General features: G+C 68.6%; 18 protein-coding genes. 6 read left to right on the forward strand and 12 right to left on the reverse strand.

Features of this window, described 5'->3' with window-relative positions; genetic code table 11:
• Positions 1–108 precede the first annotated feature (108 nt).
• Positions 109–1,179: a type II glyceraldehyde-3-phosphate dehydrogenase gene (locus ACI2KI_RS05910; protein ID WP_003164948.1), complete on the forward strand. Its 1,071-nt coding sequence runs from the start codon at positions 109–111 to the stop codon at positions 1,177–1,179.
• A 148-nt stretch (positions 1,180–1,327) separates the two neighbouring features.
• On the opposite strand, the gene ACI2KI_RS05915 is transcribed toward ACI2KI_RS05910, so the two are convergent.
• Positions 1,328–1,603, reverse strand: a complete 276-nt coding sequence (locus ACI2KI_RS05915) for a metal-sensitive transcriptional regulator (protein ID WP_003164950.1) — start codon at positions 1,601–1,603, stop codon at positions 1,328–1,330.
• Positions 1,604–1,704: 101 nt separating this feature from the next.
• On the opposite strand from ACI2KI_RS05915, the gene ACI2KI_RS05920 reads away from it, so the two are divergent.
• Positions 1,705–4,071 (forward strand): heavy metal translocating P-type ATPase, encoded by a 2,367-nt coding sequence (locus ACI2KI_RS05920; protein ID WP_040345397.1) that lies wholly within the window; start codon positions 1,705–1,707, stop codon positions 4,069–4,071.
• Here ACI2KI_RS05920 and ACI2KI_RS05925 read toward each other — a convergent pair.
• The 5 genes from ACI2KI_RS05925 to ppsA all read right to left on the reverse strand — a co-directional run bounded on the left by ACI2KI_RS05925 (position 4,052) and on the right by ppsA (position 12,263).
• Positions 4,052–4,564, reverse strand: a complete 513-nt coding sequence (locus tag ACI2KI_RS05925) for an SRPBCC family protein (RefSeq protein WP_225910419.1) — start codon at positions 4,562–4,564, stop codon at positions 4,052–4,054. The genes ACI2KI_RS05920 and ACI2KI_RS05925 overlap by 20 nt on opposite strands.
• A complete protein-coding gene (locus ACI2KI_RS05930; protein ID WP_313102805.1) occupies positions 4,561–5,604 on the reverse strand; it encodes a hydroxyacid dehydrogenase in 1,044 nt (347 codons plus the stop codon). The genes ACI2KI_RS05925 and ACI2KI_RS05930 overlap by 4 nt, the downstream gene beginning before the upstream one ends.
• 11 nt (positions 5,605–5,615) lie before the next feature.
• Positions 5,616–6,518: a universal stress protein gene (locus tag ACI2KI_RS05935; RefSeq protein WP_313102806.1), complete on the reverse strand. Its 903-nt coding sequence runs from the start codon at positions 6,516–6,518 to the stop codon at positions 5,616–5,618.
• Positions 6,515–9,445, reverse strand: coding sequence for a beta-phosphoglucomutase family hydrolase (locus tag ACI2KI_RS05940; RefSeq protein WP_313102808.1), 2,931 nt, complete (start codon positions 9,443–9,445; stop codon positions 6,515–6,517). The genes ACI2KI_RS05935 and ACI2KI_RS05940 overlap by 4 nt, the downstream gene beginning before the upstream one ends.
• 406 nt (positions 9,446–9,851) lie before the next feature.
• Complete coding sequence (gene ppsA, locus ACI2KI_RS05945; RefSeq protein ID WP_313102810.1) at positions 9,852–12,263, reverse strand: phosphoenolpyruvate synthase; 2,412 nt, start codon at positions 12,261–12,263, stop codon at positions 9,852–9,854.
• Positions 12,264–12,687: 424 nt separating this feature from the next.
• On the opposite strand from ppsA, the gene ACI2KI_RS05950 reads away from it, so the two are divergent.
• Positions 12,688–13,386, forward strand: a complete 699-nt coding sequence (locus ACI2KI_RS05950; protein ID WP_313102811.1) for an RNA polymerase sigma factor — start codon at positions 12,688–12,690, stop codon at positions 13,384–13,386.
• On the opposite strand, the gene ACI2KI_RS05955 is transcribed toward ACI2KI_RS05950, so the two are convergent.
• From ACI2KI_RS05955 to ACI2KI_RS05965, 3 genes are read right to left on the reverse strand one after another with little or no spacing between them, the layout of a single operon-like run.
• Positions 13,344–14,861, reverse strand: a complete 1,518-nt coding sequence (locus ACI2KI_RS05955; RefSeq protein WP_313102813.1) for a thymidine phosphorylase family protein — start codon at positions 14,859–14,861, stop codon at positions 13,344–13,346. The genes ACI2KI_RS05950 and ACI2KI_RS05955 overlap by 43 nt on opposite strands.
• Before the next feature lie 2 nt (positions 14,862–14,863).
• On the reverse strand, positions 14,864–16,222 hold the full coding sequence (locus ACI2KI_RS05960) for an MBL fold metallo-hydrolase RNA specificity domain-containing protein (RefSeq protein WP_404618460.1): 1,359 nt from the start codon (positions 16,220–16,222) through the stop codon (positions 14,864–14,866).
• Positions 16,219–18,591: a xylulose 5-phosphate 3-epimerase gene (locus tag ACI2KI_RS05965; protein WP_404618462.1), complete on the reverse strand. Its 2,373-nt coding sequence runs from the start codon at positions 18,589–18,591 to the stop codon at positions 16,219–16,221. The genes ACI2KI_RS05960 and ACI2KI_RS05965 overlap by 4 nt, the downstream gene beginning before the upstream one ends.
• Positions 18,592–18,956: 365 nt before the next feature.
• On the opposite strand from ACI2KI_RS05965, the gene ACI2KI_RS05970 reads away from it, so the two are divergent.
• Entirely contained in the window at positions 18,957–19,952 is a 996-nt protein-coding gene (locus ACI2KI_RS05970; protein WP_178828376.1) for a ribose-phosphate pyrophosphokinase, read from the forward strand.
• A 68-nt stretch (positions 19,953–20,020) separates the two neighbouring features.
• Here the strand turns inward: ACI2KI_RS05970 and ACI2KI_RS05975 are convergent, their stop codons facing one another.
• The 3 genes from ACI2KI_RS05975 to ACI2KI_RS05985 form a co-directional block, all read right to left on the reverse strand.
• Entirely contained in the window at positions 20,021–21,295 is a 1,275-nt protein-coding gene (locus tag ACI2KI_RS05975) for a copper resistance protein B (protein ID WP_178828378.1), read from the reverse strand.
• Positions 21,292–23,067, reverse strand: coding sequence for a copper resistance system multicopper oxidase (locus ACI2KI_RS05980; RefSeq protein ID WP_207827422.1), 1,776 nt, complete (start codon positions 23,065–23,067; stop codon positions 21,292–21,294). The genes ACI2KI_RS05975 and ACI2KI_RS05980 overlap by 4 nt, the downstream gene beginning before the upstream one ends.
• Before the next feature lie 253 nt (positions 23,068–23,320).
• A complete protein-coding gene (locus ACI2KI_RS05985) occupies positions 23,321–23,767 on the reverse strand; it encodes a DUF305 domain-containing protein (RefSeq protein ID WP_207826225.1) in 447 nt (148 codons plus the stop codon).
• A gap of 154 nt (positions 23,768–23,921) precedes the next feature.
• Between ACI2KI_RS05985 and ACI2KI_RS05990 the strand changes: the two genes are divergently transcribed.
• Positions 23,922–24,149 (forward strand): heavy-metal-associated domain-containing protein, encoded by a 228-nt coding sequence (locus ACI2KI_RS05990; RefSeq protein ID WP_207826223.1) that lies wholly within the window; start codon positions 23,922–23,924, stop codon positions 24,147–24,149.
• 2 nt (positions 24,150–24,151) lie between these two features.
• Complete coding sequence (locus ACI2KI_RS05995; RefSeq protein WP_178828382.1) at positions 24,152–24,637, forward strand: DUF411 domain-containing protein; 486 nt, start codon at positions 24,152–24,154, stop codon at positions 24,635–24,637.
• The last annotated feature ends 199 nt before the right edge of the window (positions 24,638–24,836 follow it).

A 24,836-nucleotide genomic window follows, 5' to 3' on the forward strand; every position in this document is an offset into this window, starting at 1 on the left:
GGGGGCTGCGTCTTCTTAAGGAGAACACACGCGCGCAGCGAGGGGTCGCCGTCCTCCTGCGCCGATGGGCTGGCCAGAGCCCATGCCCAACGGACGAGGACAGCGATCATGGTTCACTCGGATATTATCCGCGTCGGGGTCAATGGATACGGCGTGATCGGCAAGCGCGTGGCCGCCGCCGTCAGACAGCAGGACGACATGATCCTCGTGGGCGTCGCCGACGTCAGCGCCGACTGGCGCCTGCGTCTTGCGGCCCGGATGGGTTTCTCCCTCTACGGCGCCGCCCCCGGGGCCGCCCTGGCGATGCAACGGGCCGGTCTCCCTGTGGCGGGCGATCTGGACGACCTGATCGCGTCGGTCGATGTCATGGTGGACTGCACGCCCAAGGGGATCGGCGCCGCCAACGCGGAGGTCTACCGGCGCAAGGACAAGCCCTTCATCGTCCAGGGCGGCGAGAAGCACGAAGTCGCCGGTCACTCCTTCGTGGCCGAGTCGAGCTACGCAGGCGCGCTCGGACGGCCGGCGACCAGGGTTGTCTCGTGCAACACCACGTCGATCGTGCGCACTCTCACCGCGCTCAAACAGGCGGGATTGCTGCGCCGGGCGCGGGGGACGCTGCTGCGGCGGGCCACCGATCCCTGGGAGAGCGACCGGGGCGGCATCATGAACACGCTGGCGCCCGAGCCCCAGATTCCGAGCCACCAGGGCCCCGATGCGCAGAGCGTCGATCCCGACCTGGATGTCGTGACCATGGCGGTCAAGGTCCCCGAGACGATCGCTCATCTGCATTACTGGTCGGTGCAGATGACCCGTGCGGCGGACAAGGCGGAGGTGGTCGCGGCCTTCCTCGCCTCCTCGCGCATCGCGGCGATCCGGATGGATGACGGCTTGACGGCGCTCAACAGCGTCAAGGAACTGATGGCCGACCTCGGCCGCCCGCATGACAATCTCTATGAAGTGGCGCTCTGGACCGACATGCTCCGCGTCCAGGGCGACGAGCTCTTCTACGCCTACATGGTCGACAACCAGGCCATCGTCATTCCCGAGACCATCGACGCCATCCGGGCCCTCTCCGGCCGGATCGCCGCGCCGGCCGTGTCGATCGCCAGGACCGACTCCAGCCTCGGCATCGGCGCTCTCGACCGGTTGGGTCCGCCGGACCAGGTCGGGGACTCATAAGCTCCGAGCCGGCGCAGCGGCCAGGGCGATGAGAATAGAGGAGCGAATATCCGGATCTCCAGATGGAGAAGGTCGCACCAGCAATGACCCGCGCGCCCGCGGACATTACGCACGACACGGCAAGGTCCGGCCCGACGTCTTTCCGCGGCTAGGTCAGGGCCCGATCCAGCACAGCCATGAGTTCGGCGGCCTTGGCCCGCCGCTCCGCCTCGTTCCCATCCACCAGCGCGCCGGTCACACAGTGATCCAGGTGGTCCTTGAGGATTTCGGTTTCCACCCGCCGAAGCGCCGCGCGTACGGCCTGCAGCTGGGTGAGGACGTCGATGCAGTAGCGGTCCTCGTCGACCATGCGGGCGATGCCCCGCACCTGCCCTTCGATGCGGCTGAGGCGGTTGAGCAGCTTCGGCTTGTCGTTATGGTCCAAGAGCGTCCTCCCTTGCCCGCGCGAGCATACCCCCTCGGGGTATTGGAAAATATACCGCGAGGGGTATATCAGATTACCACACGCTGTGGAGTTCTCCGGCCATGTCGAACGCCCCTTCCCACCCCGATCACCACCACGCCCACGCTTCTCACGCGGGCCATGGCGAGCCCCCTCCCGCCGGCAAGGTCCTCGACCCGGTCTGCGGCATGACCGTGGATCCGGAGACGACCGCGCACCGCGCCGAGTTCGACGGCAAGCCCTTCTTCTTCTGCTCGGCCGGCTGCCGGACCAAGTTCGTCGCCGAGCCGGCCCGCTATCTCGACGGCGGCAAGACCGAGGCGCCCGTAGCGCCGGCCGGGACCGTCTACACCTGCCCCATGCACCCGGAGATCCGCCAGGTCGGGCCGGGCTCCTGCCCGATCTGCGGCATGGCGCTCGAACCCGAACTGGTCACCGCCGCCAGCGCCCCGAACCCGGAGCTCACGGACTTCACGCGCCGGTTCTGGATCGGGCTGGCGCTGTCCGTTCCGGTGTTGGCCCTGGAGATGGGCGGCCACCTCACCGGGCTGATGATGAGCATGAGCGGCCAGACCTCGGCCTGGATCCAGTTCGCGCTCGCCACCCCGGTCGTGCTCTGGTCCGGCTGGCCCTTCTTCGAACGCGGCGCCAGGTCGCTGGTCACCCGCCATCTGAACATGTTCACCCTGATCGCCATGGGCGTCGGCGTGGCCTGGATCTACAGCGTCGTGGCGACCGTCGCGCCCCATCTGTTCCCGCCCGCCTTCCGCCGCGCCGACGGCAGCGTGCCGATCTATTTCGAGGCCGCGGCCGTCATCACTGTGCTGGTGCTGCTGGGCCAGGTCCTGGAACTGCGCGCGCGTGAGCAGACGTCCGGGGCCATCAGGGCCCTGCTGGACCTTGCGCCCAAGACCGCGCGTCGGGTCCGCGCCGACCGGACCGACGAGGAGGTCGGGCTCGACCAGATCCTGGTGGGCGACAACCTGCGCGTCCGCCCCGGCGAGAAGGTCCCGGTCGACGGCGAACTCGTCGAGGGCCGGGTGGCGATCGACGAGTCCATGGTCACAGGCGAGTCCATGCCGGTGACCAAGGAGCCCGGCGACAAGGTGATCGGGGGCGCCATCAACAAGACCGGCTCCTTCGTCATGCGGGCCGAGAAGGTCGGCGCCGACACCCTGCTCTCCCAGATCGTGCAGATGGTCGCCCAGGCCCAGCGGAGCCGGGCCCCCATCCAGCGCATGGCCGACCTGGTCTCCGGCTGGTTCGTGCCCGCGGTGATCCTGGTGGCGGCGATCGCGTTTGCGGTCTGGGCGAGCGTCGGACCGGAGCCGCGCTTCGCCTTCGCCCTGGTCGCGGCGGTATCGGTGCTGATCATCGCCTGCCCCTGCGCGCTGGGCCTCGCCACGCCGCTGTCGATCATGGTCGGCGTGGGCCGCGGCGCCCAGGCCGGGGTGCTGATCAAGAACGCCGAGGCGCTGGAGCGTTTCGAGAAGATCGACACCATCGTCATCGACAAGACCGGCACCCTGACCGAGGGCCGTCCGGCCGTGATCGCCATACACCCGGCGGCCGGCTTCAAGGAGGCCGAACTGCTACGGCTGGCCGCCAGCCTGGAGCGCGGCAGCGAGCATCCCCTGGCCGACGCCATCCTGCGCGCCGCGACCGAACGCAAGCTCGCCCTCGTCGAGCCGATGGACTTCGATTCTCCGGTCGGCAAGGGGGTCCTGGGCCGGATCGACGGCCGCCGCGTGAGCCTGGGCTCGGGCAAGTTCATGGCCGAGCAGGGCGTCGACACCTCCACCCTGGACGCGGAAGCCGAGAGCCTTCGCGCCGACGGCGCCACGGCTATCTTCGCGGCGGTCGACGGCGCCCTGGCCGGCGTCTTCGCCATCGCCGATCCGATCAAGGCCACCACGCTTCGGGCCGTTCAGGCCCTGCAGGCCGAAGGCGTGCGGCTGGTGATGATGACCGGCGACAACCGCACCACGGCGCTGGCCGTCGCCCGCCAGCTCGGGATCACCGAGGTCGAGGCCGAGGTGCTGCCGCAGGACAAGGCCGCTGTCGTCCAGCGGCTGCGGGCCGAGGGGCGCAAGGTCGCGATGGCCGGAGACGGGGTGAACGACGCCCCTGCCCTGGCCGCCGCCGAGGTAGGCGTCGCCATGGGCGCCGGATCCGACGTCGCCATCGAAAGCGCCGGGGTCACCCTGCTGAAGGGCGACCTGCAGGGGCTGGTCAAGGCGCGGCGGCTGTCGCACGCGGTGATGAGCAATATCCGCCAGAACCTGTTCTTCGCCTTCGCCTACAACGTGGCGGGCGTGCCGATCGCGGCCGGGCTGCTCTATCCGGTGTTCGGATGGCTGCTGTCGCCCGCCATCGCCGCCGGCGCCATGGCCCTGTCCAGCGTCAGCGTGGTGACCAATGCGCTCAGGCTCAGGGGCGTCCGGCTCTAGCCGGCGCTCGCGGACACCGGGCCGAAGGCGCGGCGGGCGTCACCCGCCATGCGTTCCACGACCAACGGGCGTAGGCGTCCGCCAGCCCCGGGACGAGGCGCCCGGGGCCGCGGGGCGCAGGGTCGTAGTCGATCCAGACCCGCAAGCCGGCCCCGCCACGGATCGGCGTGGTCTCGGAGCCCATCTCGTAGTCGCCGATGATGATCAGCCGCGGCCGGCCCACGGTGCGCCAGACCTTGCGCCGCGGCGGCGCGCGCTCGGTCACCACCTCGTCGACGAAGAGCCCGAGACCGAACGCCCGGCCGCCCATCCGGATGTGCGAGCCGACCACCTGCCCCCGGCCCGCGTCGAAGTCATAGGTCATCCGCCCCCCGCCCATCATCATCGACGGGCGGGCCATGTGCGCGGCCAGGCGGGTCTGGTCGTCGAGATGGGCGAACAGTCGATCCGGGGTCGCGGCGACCTGGACGGAGGCCTGCCTGTGGCGGGTCATGGACGGGTCTCCGCGACATCCCCCGCCGCCCCGGACGGGACCACCAGGTTCCGGGGCTCGCCCCGGGCGAAGGCTTCGATGTTGTCGAGCGTCGTGCCGACGATCCGCCCCAGGGCCTCGGCCGTGTCATAGGCGATGTGAGGCGTGACCACGACATTGGGCAGGCGCAGGAGCGTGTTGGCGGCCACCAGGGCGCGCAGGCGTTCGGCCGGCAGCGGCGTGTCCATGCGGAAGATCTCCGCCTCTTCGCGCAGGAGCGGCTCCTCGGAGAGGACGTCCAGCCCCGCCCCGGCCAGACGTCCGCTGCTCAGGGCGCGCACCAGGGCCGCGGCGTTCACCACCCCGCCGCGCGCCGTGTTGATCAGCACGCAGCCCGGCTTCATCACCGCGAACTGGGCGTCCGAGATCAGGTCGCGGGTCTGCGGCCCGCCCGGCGCGTGCAGGCTCACCACGTCGGCCCGGCGCAACAGGTCGTCCAGGGGCACATAGTCGAAGTCCAGCTCGGCGGCCGCGGCGGGATCAGGGTGCGGGTCGGCCGCCAGCGCCGTCATGCCGAAGCCGCGGGCGATGCGGATCACCCGCCGGCCGATGCGTCCGGCCCCCACCACGCCCAGGGTGCGGCCCTCGAGGTCGAACCCCCGCAGCCCCTCGACATGGAAATCCCCCCGACGCGTCCTGTCGGCGGCCTCGACGACATGCCGCGAGACCGCGAGCAGCAGGGCGAAGGCGTGCTCGGCCACCGTCGGGTCGCCATAGTCCGGCACATTGCAGACCGCCACCCCGCGCGCGCGGCAGGCCTCAAGATCGATATGGTCGAAACCGGTGGAGCGCGTGGCGACCAGCCGCAACCGGGGCAGCGCCGCGATCACCGCCGCCGAGACCTCCGAGCCGACGAAGGGGCTCACCACCTCGGCTTCAACATAGTCCGGCGCGGTCTGCGGCGTCAGGCGCCCCGCGGTGCAGCGCACCCGGTGCCCCGGCTCCAGCCGCAGGCAGGCCTGGTGTTCCCACTCCGCCGCTTCGAATACCGCCACATCCATCCTGCCTGCTCCTATTGCGCCGCCGGCGCGGCGCGTGGCGCGCCGGCCGCCCCAGAGTTCCGGGGGCTGTTTGACCCGCCGCCCGCTCGGACGCGCACGACCATCGCGGGACATGCCGCTTCACGCACGACGGCCTTGAGGGTCTCGGCGCGCTCGGGCGCCCAAATCCCCTTCCAGGTCAGGATGATGAGGTCGACGGATTCTTCACGCGCCACTCGCAGGATTTCTGACGCCGGAGAGCCGCGAGCGAGCAGCAGCCGGACGCGCAGGTCGGAGAGCGGGCAGATGCAGGCGAGCCGCTCCATGAATTCGCCCGCCCACGCCGGCCACTCGTGCTGGGGCTGATCCAGGTAGAAGGGCGACGTCAGCGAGCCCCGCGCCTGGGGACTGGCGGGGCCTGGCGCGGCGACCAGGAGCACCAGGAGGTCGGCGTCCGCGCGGCGCGCGAGCTCTACGCCGGGTTTCACCGCATCGCTGGCGGCCGAGGTCCCCTCGTGCGGGAGCAGAACCTTTCTCAGCCGCCAGTCCTGCAGCGGTTGCGCGGGGTTGACCAGGATCACCGGGCAGGATGCCCCGCGCAGCACGGAAAGAGCAGTCCCGCCTACCTTCCCGGCCGGGCTGCCCGGCGCGGTGTGGGTGCAAAGCACGATAAGACGGGCGTGAAGATCGCCAGCCGCAGCGAGGATCGCGGCGGCGGGTTCGCCGCTGCGAGTCTCGAGACTGGCGCCGCGCAGGTCCTCGGCGGCAAGCCCGAGCCGAGGCGCCAGCTCCTCCGCAGCAGACGCCTGCTCGGCGACATGCAGGATGCGGACGGCCGCGTGCTCAAGACCCGAGAACACCTTGGCCACGGATAGCGCCGGGAGGGCGTCGGCCATCCCGTCCAATGGAACGAGGATCACGGGCTGATCGCTCACGGCGCAACTCCTGGCGCGGCTCCAATGCGCGCGCTGTCGTCCGGCAGCTTGAGCTCGTGATCCTTGCCGCGCCACTTGAAACGCAACGACACTCCTCGCCATTGCGGCGGCAGGTTCGGCTGATGCTCGGGCCCTTCCTCGGTGAACCGCAGGCCGGCGAAGCCGAACACCGCAGCCTGCCAGAGGCCCCCGAGGGCCGCCGCATGCACTCCGGCCGCGGCATTGCCCATGTTGTCCCCCAGGTCGATATCGCTCGCCTGTCGAAAGTAGCGCTCCGCGAGCCTCACGTCCCCGAGCCGCGCCGCGACCGCCGCATGGATCGCCGGACTGAGGGAGCTGCCGTGCGCGCACCGCGGCTCGTAATAACGGAAGTTGGCCTCCCGGACCTCCGGCGGGAAACGGTCCCACAGCAGATGCAGCAGCATCACGACATCAGGCTGCTTGATCGCCTTCGATTGGCGGATCCGCTCGCGACCGAGCAGCACGTCGATCGGCGCGTTGCGCGGCTCAAAGGCGGCCAGATCGATCTCCTCCAGTCCGAAGTAGCCCTGGAACTGCTCAAAGAGGCCGGTGCGCACGTCGAACCCCGTGTAGAGCTCCCGCGCCGCCGCACTCCAGGCAAGGGGCTCGGCCGCATCCATCGCCAGCGATTCCGAGAGCACCCGCCACCGCTCTGGCCAGCGCTCGACCAGAAGCCGCGCCACGGCGTTCCCGGTCTCCAGATTCCACTGCGCCATGACGTTGGTGTAGGCGTCGTCGTCGACCGTCTCATGATACTCGTCCGGGCCCACCACGCCGCGGATGTGACGTAGGCCATCGCTTTCAAGCTTCGCGCGGCCGGCCCAGAAGCGGGCGGTCTCGAGGAGGATTTCAGCGCCGACGTCGAGCAGAAAACCTTCGTCCCTGGTCGCGCGCCAGTAGGTCCAGACGCCGTAAGCGACGTCGGCGCTGATGTGCTGCTCCTGGTCGGCGAGCAGGATCGGGATGACCTCCCCGTTCGGCGCGACAACGAAGGGCGGCGTCACGTCCTGACCGGTGTCGGCGGATTCCCAGGCATAGAAGGCGCCGCGCTCCCCATGCTGCGCGGCCTTGTCCCGAGCCGCCGGAAGCGTCCGATGGCGGTAGGTCAGAAGGGCCCTGGCCGCTTCCGGCCATGTCAGCACGTAGAACGGCAGCATGAAGATCTCGGTGTCCCAGAACACATGGCCGCCGTAGGCGGCGCCGGTGAGCGCCCGGGCGCCGATCGAGACGCGGTCATCGTCGGGGTCCACGGCGCTGAGCAGGTGATAGACCGCGAAGCGCAGCGCGCGCTGCGCGGCCGGGTCACCGTCGATGGCTATGTCGCTCGCCTCCCACCTGACCCTCCAGGCCTCCCGGTGGGCGGTGATCAGGGCCGACAAGCCTGTGTTGATCGCGCGGCCGGCGCGGCTGCGTGCGGCGGCCTCCGGCTGATCCTGGTCCCTTGAGGTGCAGACGGCGACCACCCTGTCGAGCCGGTAGATCTTCCCGAGTTCGAGCTCCAACACCATCGGCGGCCTGGGCGCGCGCCCAGACGCGGCGCTGCGGTCGCCGATCTCGCCGATCGCGCTTGCGGCGGCGAGCGCAATGACGCCGCCGTCGCCAAGTCGGCGCGTCGCCATCTCATCGAGAGGAACTTCCAGGCTTGCGGTCGCGCTGTAGTTCTCCGGCGCCACCGCAACCGACTGGATCAGGAGGCGCCGGTCGGCCTGGGAGGCAAGACGCAGCCCCCGCATTCGGGTGATCCGACCGGCGGCGTCCTCGTGTCGCCACTCGCGCCAGAGAATCCCCTGCCGCATGTCGAGCATCCGGCGGTGCCTGAGGGTCCTGCCCGTATCCAGTCGGAGAGGCCGGCCCTCGATGGTCATGGAGAGCTTCGCCCAATCCGACAGGATGGCAAGGCCGGGCGTCGGTCCCGGCTGCGCATAGAAGGCTCCGGCTACGAAAGTGGCGGGCGAGGACATCCCGCTTCCTTCCGCCAGCGACCCCCTGGAACCGAGATGGCCGTTTCCGATCGCGAAGATGGATTCCAGTTCGTGCTCCCGCGTGAGCGTGAAGCCTTCCTCCACGAGCAACCACCCGGCCGCGGCGCTGGGGGCCGCCGGCAGGCCCATGGGTGCGGCCGGCGCCGCCGGGACGATCCGCAGCTCCCCCAGATCCCGCACGACGAGCGTGGCGCCGTGCTGGCGCAGGACGGCGGCCTGCCCGGCTCGATCGACGCCGACGACGAGGCCGTAGCCCGCGGCCCGGATCGCCTCCACGCCGGCGATCGCATCCTCCACCCCGATGGCGCGCTTGGCGTCGACGCCGAGGAGCCGGGCGGCGTACACGAAGGTGTCCGGCGCAGGCTTGCCGTTCAGCCCCTGGCGCTCCGCTTCGACACCGTCGACACATGCGTCGAACAGGTCCGCGAGTCCCGCCGCCTCGATCACGGCCGCGGCGTTCTTGCTGGATGTGACCGCCGCCGTCTTCAGGCCTGCCTCGCGCAGCCTGCGGATGAGTTCGAGGGAGCTTTCGAACACCTCGACGCCGGATCGGCCCAGGGCCTGGCGGAAGAGCTGGTTCTTGCGTGCGCCGAGACCGAAGACCGTTTCACGGTCGGCGCGATCATCCGGCTTGCCCTCCGGCAAGGTTACCCCGCGCGACGCCAGAAAGCTGCGGATCCCTTCATGGCGCGGCTTGCCGTCGACATAGGTGCGGTAGTCGCGCTCCACGTCGAAGGGCCGGAACGCCTCTCCCTTCGTTTCGGCCCGGCGCCGGAGAAAGGCGTCGAACAGCTTGCGCCAGGTGGCCGCGTGAAGTGTGGCGGTCCGGGTGACGACGCCGTCCAGATCGAACATGGCGGCGTCGAACGCGCGCGTGTCGAGGACAAGGCCCTGGTCGACTGTGATACCGTCCGGCTCACTCATGTCGCTGAGTTATCAACCGCAGGACCCGCCCGCGCCGATGGATCAACGTTACGCCGGTCGTGTCGGTTCCCGGTTTCCCTATGCGGGGACCGGCGCCGTTTTCCAGCGGCCTCGCCACTGGCGTCGCAAGAAAAACCAGTCGGCGGTGAACAGGGGTGCGCCATTGACGCCCCCTTGATGGAAGCCTGAAGCTCGCCCCTCGGACCAGGCCAGAAGGTCGATGACGGCCTCGCCGTCGCGGCGCTAAGGCGCTGGCGCGAGCCGCGATGCGCCCCTCCGCGTCCCATGCCTCGACCCCGGGAATCGACAGATCCCTGGCTCAGTCTCGCGCGACGGACGAGCCGAGGATCAGCCGGGGCGAACGTGCTGGGCCATGGACGTACCCGCCCGCCGTCTCAGCCGGTCGTCAAGGTATGCGGCGGGGTGTCCTGTGTGCAGTCTCCTCAGCCGCCGCTACGGCCTCTTTCACGGCCACGAAGCTGTCTGGATTGACCGAGATCGAGTCAATGCCCCGCTGGACGAGGAACTGGGCGAACTCGGGGTGGTTGCTGGGCGCTTCTCCACAGAGCCCGACCTTCACGCCCGCATCATGCGCGGAGACGATGACCTGATCGATCATCCATTCGACGGCCGGATCCTGCTCGTTGAAGAGCGCCGCGAGTTCACCCGAGTCACGGTCGACGCCCAGCGTCAGCTGGGTGAGATCGTTGCTGCCGATCGAGAAGCCGTCGAACAGTTCGGCGAACTGACGGGCCAGGATCACGTTCGAAGGAATCTCGCACATCACATAGACCTGGAGCCCTTCCTCTCCGCGGACCAAACCGTTCTCGGCCATCACCTCCAGAACCCGACGCGCCTCTTCGACCGTCCGGCAGAACGGGATCATCACGATGACGTTGCGCAGGCCCAGGTCCTCGCGCAGGCGGCGGATCGCCCGGCATTCCAGGGCGAAGCCTTCGCGGTAGCGCGGCGAGTAATAACGAGAGGCGCCGCGGAACCCGAGCATGGGGTTCTCCTCCTTCGGCTCGAAGCGGGCGCCGCCGATCAGATTGGCGTATTCGTTGGTCTTGAAGTCGCTCATGCGGATGATGACCGGCTTCGGGTGGAAGGCCGCGGCGATGCGGGAAAGGCCCCGTGAGAGCCGTTCCACGAAATATTCCGTCCTATCGACATAGCCGGCCGTCAGCGCCTCGATAGCGGCCCGCGCCTCCGGATCCTCGACCGCCTCGAAGCGGACGAGCGCCATCGGGTGGATTTTCACATGGTTGCTCACCACGAACTCCATGCGCGCGAGACCTACCCCATCAGCCGGCAAGCGCCACCAGCGGAAGGCCGCAGCAGGGTTGGCGAGGTTGAGCATGATCTGGGTCGTGGTCTCGGGCGCCGCGCTTGCGTCGAGTGCCCGCGTCTCGAATTGCGCGCGGCCCTCGTAGACGAAGCCCTCGTCGCCCTCAGCACAGGAGACGGTGACCTCCTGCCCCGCCTGGAGGTCATGAGTGGCCGTCTCCGTCCCGACGATGGCGGGCAGTCCGAGTTCTCGGCTGACGATGGCGGCGTGGGACGTGCGGCCGCCGTGGTCCGTCACGATGGCCGCCGCCCGCTTCATGATCGGCACCCAGTCGGGGTCGGTGGCGGTGGTCACCAGGATCGCCCCGTCAACGAACCGGTCGATGTCGCGGGGGCTGTCGATCCGGCAGACCTGGCCGGCCACCACGGCGTCTCCGATGGCGAGGCCGGTCACCAGCAGGGCGCCCCTGGAGTTGATCCTGAAGCTGCGCAGCGCGCCAGAGCCGAGGCGGGACTGCACGGTTTCGGGCCGCGCCTGGACGATGAAGATCTCGCCGCTCTCGCCGTCCTTCGCCCACTCCATGTCCATCGGGCAGCCGTAGTGGGCCTCGATGGCGACAGCCCAGCGCGACAGCGCGAGCACTTCCGTGTCCGCGAGGACGAAGGCGGACCGCTCGGCAGGCGTGGTGGGGATATTGCGCGTGGGATGCTCCCCGTCTTGCGCATAGATCATCTTCTGCGCCTTGCCGCCGAGGCGCTTCTCCAGGATCGGAACCGTCCCGGGCTGGTCGAGCAATGGCTTGAAGACCTGGTGTTCGTCGGGGTCGACGGCGCCCTGGACGACGTTCTCGCCCAAGCCCCAGGCGCCGTTGATCAGCACGACCTTGTCGAAGCCAGTCTCCGTGTCGATCGAAAACATCACCCCCGCCCCCGCCAGGTCCGAGCGGACCATCTGCTGAACGCCGATTGAAAGGGCGACCCTCAGATGGTCGAAGCCCTTGGTCTGTCGATAGCTGATGGCGCGATCCGTGAAGAGCGAGGCGTAGCACCGTCGGCACGCCTCCAGCAGCGCGGCCTCGCCGCGGATGTTGAGGAAGCTCTCCTGCTGGCCGGCGAAGCTGGCGTCGGGAAGGTCCTCGGCGGTGGCGCTGGAGCGGACCGCGACATCCGCATCAGGCCTGCCGATGCGAGCGCAAAGATCGCGGTAGGCGGCGCGAATGGCCTCGGCGCTCTCTTCCGGCCACGGCGCCGCCAGGAGGGCCGCGCGGAGCCGCGCGCCAGTGTCGGGAAGCGACGTCTTTCCCATGGTCCAATCGCTGATGGCGGCCGCGATCACGGGGCGCAGGCTGCTCGCGTCGAGGAAGCGCCAATAGGCCTCGGCTGTGGTCGCAAAGCCGGGCGGCACGCGCACGCCCCGGCCACCCAGATTGCGGACCATCTCCCCAAGGGAAGCGTTCTTGCCGCCCACCTGGGCGACCGAGGTTCGATCGACGCTCTCGAACCCCAGGATCAGGGGGGCGGGCTTGCTCATGGTGTCAATCTCGACAAGCGGGGCGGCCGCCGAGCGACGACGACGCCGCCGCCGCCGCGGGCGGGCAAGATGATTCGATTGACGCGGAAGCCTCTCGCTCCTTACGCCAACGCGACGATGGCTGCGGTAATGACGCCGAAGACGACGCGTCTTCGAAGTCAATCGGAGAGATCGGTGCGAACCTCCTGGTCCCGAGGCGTCGTTCGTAGCGGGCTTCCGACGGCGCGACGTTTTACTTTTCTGTCGCACAATTGCTGGACCGCGACTGATCGAGATCTGGCGATGCAGATGTCTATACGCATCGCGGCGCTCCATCCCTCAACAAAAGCGGGGTGGAGGGGAATCTTTTTAAATACTTGATTCAGCGCAAATCTTGGCGTTGCCTACCGAATGATCCTCGCTGACTTCACGCAGGGGAACGATCATGAGCTCACAGCGCCTCCTCGCCGCATCGTGTCCGGGGACACCGGCCTCAGCCCTCCGGCTGGTCGTCGCCGCGCCGCCGGCGGCTGAAACTCGCCGGCTCGTCGAGCGCCGTCTGCGCGACGATCGCCCTGCGCATTTGCGCTACCTCGTCAAACGACTGCGCTCGCCCGACGACGCCGAGGACGTCCTGCAGGAATTCGCACTCAAGGTGACGCTGGCGGCTGGCCGGCTCACCGACCCGGGCAAGGTGGACGCCTGGCTCGGGATCGCGCTTCGCAACGCCCTGTTCGATCGTTACCGCCGCAACGCTGCCCGGGCCCGGTTGACTGACGCCCTGGACGCCGAGCCCCGATACGATGAGGCGGACGGACCGGACGATGACATCCAACGCCCGCTGCACTGTCTCGAGCGGGCCCTCGCCGATCTCCCGCCGCAGACCGCTAGCCTGCTGCGCAAGGCGGAACTGGAAGAGACCCCGTTGGCGATGATCGCCGCCGAGATGCGACTGACCACCAACAACGTCGGCGTGCGCGTGCACCGGGGCCGCGCCGCGCTGCGGCGGCGGATGCTGGCGAACTGTCAGAGCTGCCCGGAGCCCTGCGCCCTGTCAGCAGCAGCCACCGCCCGCTCGGCTCTGGCCAGGCCTCTGGAACTTCAGGCTTCAATCTCGATCAGGTCGGCGTGCGACGCCGCATAGTCGAGGGCGTAATCCAGTTCACCCCGGGTTTCCGCGTGGACGGTGGCCAGAGCATCGCCGGCCGCCACCTCCGCGCCGAGCCGGACGTGCATCTCCAGGCCGGCGGCCTTCTGCTGAGGCGCGCCAGCCAGCTTGGCCAGGGTCGAAATCTGGCGGTTGTTGACCAGGATCACACGTCCTGATCGCGTCGCCCGGATCACGGCGCGCCGCTCGGAAGTCGGAGGAATCCGCATCCCGCCCTGGGCTTCGCATATCCGCTGAAACTTCACCCAGGCGCGACCATCGGCGATCACCGCCTCGGCGGCGCGCGCCCCCTGCCCCGCAGCGGCCTGGCCGGCCAGCTCGAGCGCCGCGCCTGCCAAGAGGCACGCACGGACCCGCAGGTCTCCGGGGGCCCCGGGCCGATTTTGCAGCACGGCCAGGATGTCATGCGCCTCCAGCGCCGGCCCGATGCCGACGCCCACGGGCTGCGCGCCGTCCGTCTGCAGGCATCGTGCGCTTAGCCCGAAATGGCTCGCAACGGTCGTCAGTCGCGTCGCCAGCTTGTCGGCCGCCTCTTGCGATCGCACCTTGGCGGTCGGCCCGACGGGAATATCCATCACCACATGGGTCGCTCCTGCCGCGATCTTCTTGGACAACACCGATGCGATGAGCTGCCCCTCCGTATCAACGTCGAGAACCCGTTCGACGCGGATGAAGATGTCATCCACCGGACTCAGCCTGACCGCCCCGCCCCAGACGACACAGCCGCCTTCCGCCTCGACCACCCGCCGCATGGCGGGCACATCGAGGTCGACCGGGGCCAGGGTCTCCATGGTGTCGGCGGTTCCGGCCGGCGAGGTGATGGCGCGCGACGAGGTCTTTGGCATGACCAGGCCGCTGGCGGCGAGGATGGCCACCACGATCGGCGTGGTCCGGTTGCCCGGCAGGCCGCCGATGCAGTGCTTGTCCATGACGACGTCCGACGGCCAGCTCAGGCGGTCGCCGACGTCCACCATGGCGCGGGTGAGCGCCACGAGCTCGGCGTCGTCGAGCGGAAGCACCGAGGTGGCGGTCAGAAAGGCCGCGAGATGGATGGGCGTGTAGCGTCCAGCCGCCACATCTTGGATGATCCCCTGGATCGCGCTCTTGTCCAGCCGCGATCCATAGATCCGGCGACGAACGCTGGACATGGACTCGATGGCCGGAGCGTGGCGCACCGCGACGGGATCGCCCGGCGCCACCTCCAGAAGTCGCCAGGCCTCTTCAGAGAACGCCGCCTCGTCGAGGCCGAGGATGTCCCCGTCCATCTGGTACAGGGTGGCGTAGATTTCCCGGCCTCCGGCCGAGAGCAGCACCTGGGAGCGGGACGACAGGCCCTCCGAGCGGCAGACGGGGCAGTCGCGCCGCATCAGAACTATCGATTCGTGCTGGGCGTGAAGGCCGAAGCGACGCGCCTTCAGGGATGGAACAGCGGCGTGGGTAGCGTCGGACACGGTCACAGTTCGTGGCGCTCCATCATTTGGGGAATGACGCAGTCCCATCCGAAGCGATCCTGGATGCGAACGCGCAGCGCGTCTGAAGCATGCGGTTCGCCGTGAACGATGAAGGTCTTGCGCGGCGGACGCTTCAGTCCCGACAGCCAGCGCAGGATTTCCTCGGCGTCGGCGTGGGCGGAGAGCATCGGCAGGTTCGCGACCTCGGCATTTATAGGCACCCACTGGCCGTGAATCTTCACCTCCTGGGCCCCCTCGACCATCGAACGCCCGCGGGTTCCGGCCGCCTGGAAACCCGAAAACAGGATGGTGTTGCGCCGGTCCGGGCCGAACGCCTTGATGTGGTGGAGCACCCGCCCCCCGGTGGCCATCCCGCTCGCCGACAGGATCACCTTGGGCATGGGGCTGGCGCTGATCTCCTTGGACGCCTCCACATCGCGCACATAGGTGGCGACGGCGCAGATGGCGTCGCACACCTCCGCCGGCATGCGGTGGTCTTCCAGGTGCGCGTGCAGAAGGTCGGTGGCGTTGATCGCCATCGGACTGTCCAGGTAGATGGGCGTCAGGCCGATCCGCCCGGCCTGCTTCAGTCGCCAGATGTGGTAAAGGAGCGACTGGGCCCGGCCGACGGCGAAGGCGGGGATAACCACGGTCCCGCCGCGCGCGATGGTTCGTTCTATGACCTCGCCCAGGGCTTCCGTGGGGTCCCGGGGATCATGGCGCCGATCACCATAGGTCGATTCCACGACCACATAGTCGGCCTCCTCCCCCGGCTCGGGATCGACCATGGTGGCGTCGCCATAACGGCCGAGATCACCGGAGAAGAGTATCTTCGTTCCGTTCCAGGTCACCTCGGCGGTAGCCGCCCCGAGGATGTGCCCCGCGCGGCGAAGGGTCAGCCTGGCTCCGCCCGGCAGCTCTACGGACTTATGGAACGGGGTCGAGACGAAGCGCTCCATCGCGCGTCCGGCGTCGTGCACGCCATAGAGCGGCAAGGCCGGCTTGTGCTTGCCGTAACCGTAACGGTTTGTCTGCTCGGCGTCCTTCTCCTGGATATGGCCGCTGTCGCGCAGGATGATCTCCGCCACATCCCGGGTGGCGGCGCTGGCCAGGATGGGCCCGCGGAATCCATCCTTGACCAGTTTCGGCAGGTAGCCGGAGTGGTCCAGGTGGGCGTGGGTCAGGATCACCGCGTCAATGCTCGAGGGCTTGACCGGGAGCGGGGCCCAGTTCTGCTCGCGCAGGGTCTTGAGGCCCTGGAACAGGCCGCAGTCGATCAGGATGCGCCGACCGTCGGCCTCGAGCAGGTGTTTTGATCCGGTGACGGCGCCGGCGCCGCCGAGACTGGTGAGACTGATCACAATGGAGATCCTTCCGGGGGTGAGACTTGCAGGATGCGGGGGTGGGCCTCGCCGCGGACGGCTGCCATCTCCCCTGGCGTCAGCACGCCGGCGGCGTCGCCGAGCAGATCCGCGCAGGCGACCGCGGCGTGGGCCCAGGTGCACCGGTTGGCGAACAGCATGCCGGGCGTGTCCAGGGTTCCGCCGCGACTGAGATAGCCCAGCGCCCGGGTCCGACGGGGGCCGCCGTCGAGGCGCCGCAACAGGCCGAGCATCGGCTCGGGCCGCGTATGGGTGAGGATGAGGCGCGGCAGGCGCTCGGGGAAGATCTCCTCGAGTTCGGCGGTCGACGCCGTATGCCGCGCCTCGATTTCATCGCGCGGCGCCCGGAACCGTCCGGGCTCCAGCAGGGCCGTGACGCAGGTTCGGCGCCCGGTTCGCTCCAGTCGAGCGGCGGCGGCGATGGCTTCACGGGTCTGATACGCGCCGATAGCCACGATCTGAATATCGGCCGCAGCGAGATCGCCGTGGATGACCGCGGCGCCACGCGCCCACAGGGCTTCGGCGGCGACGGGGTCGACAAGGCCGGGCACGATCCGCTTCGGAACGACAAGACAGGCGACCTCCCCTCGGCCGCCGTAGACGCCCCTGAGAGCCGCCACGGCGCTGTTGGCGTCGATCGGAAACAGAACCCGGGCGGTGTCGGACATCTCCCCTAGCAGGGCTTCGGCCAGGGTGGGGTCCTGGTGGGACTGCTCATTCTTGCCGTTCTCCCAGGTATGGGAAGTGGCCAGGAGCGGCACGCTGAACCATTGCGGCGGCGCGTCGATCTCCCGCTGTCGCCGCGCGAAGATGATCTCCTGGCGCAGGAGACCCAGCATCTTCACGGCGAAGGCCTCATAGCTGACGATCAGGCTGAGGCCGCCCTTGTTGCCCAGGGCCGCGCCTGCCACCGCCTCCTCGTTCAGGGCCGTGATGACCGCGCCGTCCACCGCCTCCGGCAGTCCCCGCTCGGGGCGGTTCACCCGGTGACGCAGCCGTTCGAGGGTCCGTCCCATTCCGTTGCTGCGCAGTTCGTCCGGATTGCCGAGCCGGACCCGCAGCCCCGGATTGGCGTCGATGAACGGCACGAACCATTCGTCGATCGCCTGCATCGGCGACTGCGGTCCGGCCGCCCAGGACGGGACCGGACGGGTCGGATCCGCCGGAGCTCGCCGGGCGGCCGGATGGCCGCTCTCGAGGGGACGGCGCTGCAGGTCGTGGGTCGCCAGAGCGCCGAGCGCGGCCTCGAGCTCCCCCGGGGGCACGAAGAGGGCGGCCGCCGCCGCATTGAAGGCGGCGCGCGCCGCCTCGTCCGTGCGCGGATTCCCCTCCAGCGGCAGATTGTGCGCCCGGTTGGTCCCGGCCCCGGGAAACCCGAAACCCTTGACGGTGCGGGCGATCACATAGGGCAGGCGTGCGGGATAGTGGCGCTCCGGATCGGCGGTGAAACGCTTCAGTCGCTCCTCCGCTTCCAGGATGGCCCATGCCACGGCGGCCGGGTCGCGGCCGTCGATCGGGATCGGATCGAATCCGTTCAGACGCAGATGGCGATCAAGCCAGCACTCGCCGCCGTCCTGGGCGATCTCGGTGCGTTCCTCGATGCGGCGGCCATTGAGGATCATGATGGGGGTGACGAGGCCGCTGTCCTCCGCTCGCCACCAGCGCGGCGACCAATCAGAGCCCCGCTGTTCCTCGAAGGCGCCGTCGCTCAGAAAGGCGACGAGGCCCTCCCCGCGTAGCGGCATGTGGACATATTCGAGTTCGGCGAAGCCGAGGTAGCCGCCCTCGGAGACCGCACCCGCCGTTTCCGGGCCGGAATGACTGCCGAGGGGAACCCCCGGGCGGCCATCGGGGCCGATGGCGTAGCTGTAGAAGTCGGACGCCAGTTGGGACAGGTTGGCCTCGGACCGATCGTATCGACCCTTCTGTCCCGGCGAAACGTCCCCGGTCAGAGCGTTGACCGCCTCCACGGCCGCGACGCAGTGGCCCTGGCCCATGATCCAGGAACGCGTTCCCCCAGACAGCGAATTGGCGAGCAGATAGCCGACGAAGGCGGGCGCCATGTTCAGCGAGCCGCCGGTGTGCCCCTCCGGAGACGACTTGAAGGCCTCGGCCGGCAAGGCGGCGCCCGACAGGTCAACCCGGCGTGCATAGGTCATGTGGGCCACCACCCACATGGCGGCGCTGGCCAGCCGGTCGGCCGCGGCCAGCATGCGATACACCGACTCCTCGTCGGGCCACGCGCCGCGCCGCACGAGGCGCTCGGTCGCCGCGGCCAGTCGCTCGACGGTCTCCGGGCTTCGCACAAACGCTCCGTAGCCGCCCCGCCATGTTTCCGCCCAGCGCATCGAATCCTCGCCTTCCGCAAGCGTTCCGGTCCTGATCCGGTCGCGCGTATGACGCCACTCGCCCGGAAAGCTTACGGCCCGGCCGATGATCGCGTCGGCTTGCCTGCGATCTGCCGGAGCGACATAGTGATTACCCCGCCCAACAAAAACGGATGATGAGATGTGCCTGTCGGCGCGAGCGTCACCTTACCTGATCCGGGCGATCTACCGGAAGTCGGCCGCGATGCGGGCGTCCTGCTGAGGCAGAAGCGAGGGCGTTTCATGCGATCCGCAGCTCCGCTCGGCCGCACCATCCGCGATGGTCGTCTTCCAGGGGGCGAATTCCACAAACGAGCAACAACCTTCGAACGACAGGGAAACACGGCATGCGACTGATAATTCCGCTACCCGGCAACGAAGTATTCGCGCGCCAGCTAGCCGAAGCCGGCGGGTGGGAGATGGGCGAGATCGAGACCCGGCGCTTTCCCGACGGCGAGAGCTATGTCCGCATCCTTTCCGACGTCGCGGACAAGATGGTCTGCCTCGTCTGCACGCTCGCGCGGCCCGATGACGGTTTCCTCCGCCTCGTCTTCGCCGCGGACGCCGCCCGCGCGCTCGGCGCGCGCGAAGTGACGCTGATCGCGCCCTACCTTTCCTATATGCGCCAGGACCGACGCTTCCAGGCTGGCGAGGCCATATCCTCCAAGACATTCGCGCGGCTTGTTTCCTCGACCTTCGATCGCCTCGTGACAGTCGATCCGCACCTGCACAGGTATCCAGCGCTGTCCGCGCTCTACACGATCGCCGCTCAGACGCTGCACGCCGCGCCTCTCCTTGCAGACTGGATCGCCGCAGAGGTCGGTGAGCCCTTGATCATCGGGCCAGACGAGGAGAGCGAGCAGTGGGTGTCTGAGATCGCCAGGCGCATCGGTGCCCCTTATGCGGTGCTGCGCAAGGTTCGGCACGGCGACCGCAACGTCGATGTCGAGGTTCCTGACCTCTCGCAATGGAGGGCCCGATATCCGGTCCTCGTCGACGATATCGCCTCGTCAGGGCACACCCTGATTGAAGCCGCTCGAAAACTGCCGCTTCAGGGCTTCCCGCGACCGGTCTGCGCGGTTGTCCACGGCGTGTTCGCTGAGGATTCCCATGAGCAACTGAAGGGGCTCACCGACCGGATCGTCTCAAGCGATTCCATTCCACACGACAGCAACGCCATAGGGCTTGCGCCGCTGATCGCTGCGGCGATCGCCGCTGAAGGCGCTCAGGAGGGCATCATTCGGCGCCGTCGCCCACCCGAACCCCTTGATGAAGTGGAGCGGGCGGGCGTCGACTCATTTCCGGCCAGCGACCCGCCGCCCTGGACGGGCGGCGTCGACTGACGGTCGTTCATCGGAGGCGGCGTCGCGCCGACGACGATCCTGGAACCGCCGTCGGCTTTTCGGTGCGATCAGAACCAGGCCTTGATCCCGACGACCAGGCGGAAATCTTCGGGATCCTCGCCGCGCGCCTTGGCGTAATCGGCGGTGTCGCCCAGCGACCGGCTCCACTCGACCCCGACGTAGGGCGCGAACTCCTTGCGGATTTCGTAGCGCAGGCGAAGACCCGCCGTGACGGACGTCAGGCCCGAACCGATCTCCAGCTCGGGGATGTCGCTGGCCGAAAGGGCCACTTCGACCGCCGGCTGCAGGATCCACTTCTGGGTGATGCGCTGGTCGTATTCGGCCTCCACGCGGGCGGTCAGATCGCCCTCGGTCGACAGGAAGGCGGCGGCCCCCATCTCGAACCAGTAGGGGGCCACGCCCTGGACGCCGACGGTAAGGTGGGTGGTGTCCTCGCCGTCGGGGCGGAAGTCCTGACGCACGCCCGCCTGAACGTCCCAGAAGGGGGCGACGGCGCGGCTGTAGAGGGCCTGGACCTCGGCCTCGTGCAACCGGCCGCCGAACTCGCCCTCGCCCTCGGTCTTCCACCAGAAGCGGTTGATGTCGCCGCCGGTCCAGCCCTGGGCGTTCCAGCTGTAGGTTTCCTCGCCGTCGCCGAAGCTGGCCTCGATGGAGTCGATCAACACGGCGGTCGAGCGGATGTCGCCGTTCTCGACCAGCAGTTGCTTGCGCGACGCCGCCATGACGACCGGGTCGAACAACAGGTCCGCCGCATGGGCGGGCGCGGCGCGAGCCGCAGCCGGCGGCGGCGTCTCGACCATCCGCCCCCCGACAGCGTCCACGCTGGTCGGGATGTTGGGCGCGCCGCCCGCCATGGCCGACATGTCGTGCCCGGCGTGGGGGTCTGCTGCCGGCGGAACCGCGCTCATGTCGTGGCCCGCATGAGGATCGGAGACGCCGGGCTGAGCCGGAGATGTCTGCATGGCGCTCATGTCGTGACCCGCATGAGGATCGGCAGCGGGCGCCGTGGCCGGAGCCGTCTGCATCCCGCTCATATCATGGCCAGCGTGCGGGTCGGCTGCAGCCGCCGGGGCGGAGCTCATGTCGTGACCCGCATGAGGGTCGGCGGCGGGCGCCTGAGCCGAGGCCGGCGGCGTGGCGCGTCTGGGGGCGGCGGCACGCGGCTTGGGCTTGGACGCAGGAGTCGGGCGAGCTTGCGGCGGACGGGCGGGTGCAGCTTGGGCGCCGTGGCCCGCATGTCCCCCATGGCTCTGGGCGACGGCGGCGCCGGCGGCCAGCATCAGGGGCAGGACCGCGACAGCGGCGAACAGGGCGCGGCTCATCGGGCGGCTCCTTCCAGCGGACGAACCGTGACGACGTTGAACATCCCTGCATGCATGTGCATCAGCAGGTGACAGTGGAAGGCCCAGTCGCCCGGCGCATTGGCGGTCAGGTCGAAGGTGACCTTGCCCCCCGGCGCCACATTGACCGTGTGCTTCAGCGGCTGATAGCCGTCGTGACCGTTGACCAGCTCGAAGAAGTGGCCGTGCAGGTGGATCGGGTGGGCCATCATGGTGTCGTTGACCAGGGTGACGCGGACCCGCTCGTTCAGCTCGAAGCGGATCGGCTCGACCAGCTCCGAGAACTTGCGCCCGTCAAAGCCCCACATGAACCGTTCCATATTGCCGGTCAGATGGATTTCCATCGAACGCGACGGCGCGCGGGTGTCCGTATTCGGCGTCAGCGAGCGCAGGTCGGTATAGACCAGCACCCGGTGATCGACGTCCTGAAGGCCTTGCGGCCGCTCGCCCAGACGGTTGGCGGGCGCGGGCGCGATGGCGTCCACCCCGACGCCGACCGCCATGTCGGCGGGAGCGTTGTTGGGGTCGCGCATGCTCATGGCGCCGTGGTCCATCGGCGCGGCGGCTGCGGCCCCGGCGGCAGCGCCCCCCGCGGCTCCGTGCGCCGAATGATCCATCCCGGCCATCGAGCCGTGATCCATGCCCCCCATGCCCATATCGGCCATGGTCAGGTTCGGCACCTTGCGCAGCGGCGGCACCTCGGCCGTCATGCCCAGACGCGGGGCCAGGGTCGCACGGCCCATGCCCGAACGGTCGATGGCTTCGGACACGATGGTGTAGGCCCGGTCCTCGGTCGGGCGAACGATGACGTCATAGGTCTCGGCGACCGAGATCTGGAATTCGTCCACCTCGACCGGGCGGACGTGCTCGCCGTCGGCCTGCACCACGGTCATGGCCAGACCCGGAATGCGGACGTTGAAGATCGACATGGCCGAGGCGTTGATGACGCGCAGGCGCACCCGCTCGCCGGGCCGGAACAGGCCGGTCCAGTTCTCTTCGGGTCCGTGGCCGTTGACCAGATAGGTATAGGTCGTGCCGTTGACGTCGAGGATGTCGCGCGGGTCCATGCGCATCCCGCCCCACATCCGGCGCTCGGCCAGACTCATGCCGTCCGATCCGTCCAGCAGGCCCGCCAGGGTGGTCTTCTGCATGTTGAAGTAGCCGGGGCTCTTCTTCAGCTTGGCCAGGATTTCGTGCGGATGCATGAAGCTCCAGTCCGACAGGACCAGAACATGCTCGCGGTCATAGCCGACCGGATCGACGCCCGCCGGGTCGATGACGATGGGGCCGTAGTGGCCCATGGCCTCCTGCAGGCCCGAATGGCTGTGATACCAGTATGTGCCCGACTGCTTCAGCGGGAACTCATAGACAAAGGTCTCGCGCGGCTTGATGCCGGGGAAGCTGACGCCCGGCACGCCGTCCATCTGGAAGGGCAGCAACAGGCCGTGCCAGTGGATCGAGGTGTCCTCGTCCAGGGTATTGGTCACCGACAGGCGCACGTTCTGGCCCTCACGCATCCGCAGCAGGGGCGCAGGCAGCAGGCCGTTGATCATGAAGGCGTGGCCCGTGCGCCCGCCGACGGTGAAGCTGGCGTCTCCAACGGTCAGGTCGATGTTGGGTCCCGTCAGCGTCGGCAGATCGGCGCGCAGTCCCGGGGAACCCGTCTGGGCCCAGGCCGGCATCAGGCCGGAGAGGCCCAGTAGTCCGCCGCTAACGGCTGCGCCCCGCAACAGGGACCTGCGATCGAGAGCCATGCTCGACATATGATGGATCATCCTTCCTTGAACGCACTTCACGACCGACGACTTCGGCGTGAGCTTCACAGGGTATTACGCACCCGCACGCTCCATCCCTTGCGACAGGTCGCCACACAAGCGCTTGCGAAGTTCGCTTCAGAAGAATTCAAGGGGGTCATATGTGGAGACGCCGGAGCACCCAGGCCCCAAACCCTTGCGGCGGCCCGCGTCAGGAGCGTCGCTGTCCCTTCTCGACGACGAACGCAGCCGCCTAGAGGCGCTTCAGGATCGCCTGCATCTGAGCGATCTCATCGTCCTGGGCCCGGATGATCCGATCGCACAGGGCGATAATCTCCGGATCGCGGATCGAGGCCTGCTCGCACATCAGAATCGCGCCGGAATGATGCGGGATCATGGACCGGAGGAACTCCTTGTCGCCCACCCCCGCCTGGGTCCGCATGCCGACAAAGGCGAGGACGAACGCCGCCGCGGCGCCGCCGACGATCGCCAGATTCAGCTTTCGCGAGGGGTACATGGACCGCATGAACCAGAGCATGAGGATCGCCATGGGGGTGACCATCATGAGCGTCATGTAGACGTTGTTGAGGTTGAGGTAGAAATGATCCAGCGTGGCGATCATTGTATACATGACGAGATACATGACGATGAAATCGAGAACCAGCTCGATCCCGAACGACCGGTATTGACCCTTGTTCACGTCGCGTCTCCTACGTCCAGATTCGATTTCCCTGCACACGCAGCGCGTCAGGTCCCCCAGCTAACCCATACTAAAAATCATGGTTCCAGCCGTTGACCTTCCCATAAGGGTAAGGATTAGAACCGGCAGGCGTTCATTTTTGAAAGGTTCGCCCATGTCCGCCCATGTTCCCGGGACTTCCGATCTACAGGTGCTCCACATTCCCAAGATGCGCTGCGGCGGCTGCGCCGCCGGCGTCGAGAAGGCCATCCACGCCGTGGACGCCTCCGCCGCCGTCAAGGCCGACATCGAGGCCCGCCGCGTCGAGGTGACGACTGCCGCCGACCGTCAAACCCTGCTGACCGCGCTGGACGCCGCCGGCTATCCGGCCGAGGCCGCCTGACCATGAACAAGCTCAAGCTTTCCGCCCTCGCCGCCGGCGTCGCCATCCTCGGCGGCGCGGGCTTCCTGCTGAACGGCCTGCCGACCGTGGCCCATGCCTCGGACATGACCGTCTACAAGAGCGATTCCTGCGGCTGCTGCGGCGGCTGGGTCGAGCATATGCGCAAGGCCGGCTATACGATCCGCGTCGTCCCCACTGACGACCTGGCGCCGGTGAAAGCCCGCCTGGGCGTGCCGGAAGCCCTCTGGAGCTGCCATACGGCCGTCGTCGACGGCAAGGTGATCGAGGGCCACGTCCCCGCCGCCGCCGTCAACGCCTTCCTGAAATCGCCCGGTGCCTCGCGCGGCATCGGCGTCGGCGGCATGCCGACCGGCTCGCCCGGCATGGAAGCCCCCGGCTACGCCCCCGAACGCTATGACGTCATGCGCTTCGACGCGGGCCAGCCCGCCCGCTTCATGACCTTCGAAGGCGCGACGCCCGTCCGCTAGCCCCCCTGCTCCGCTATGACAGATGGCCCCGCCGGCTAGCCGGCGGGGCCTTTTCGTATCTCCCATCGCGGACCAGACCATCGCCTGCGGCGCCCTCTCCAGGGGGAGCCTTTAGGGTTAGATGCAATTGAGCCATCGACCTCGACCAGGTGAAAGACGCGCTTGATCGCCCGCTCAACCGGAATGTCCGGCCTACTCA

The organism is Brevundimonas sp. NPDC046655, assembly GCF_044901625.1.
Lineage (GTDB): Bacteria > Pseudomonadota > Alphaproteobacteria > Caulobacterales > Caulobacteraceae > Brevundimonas.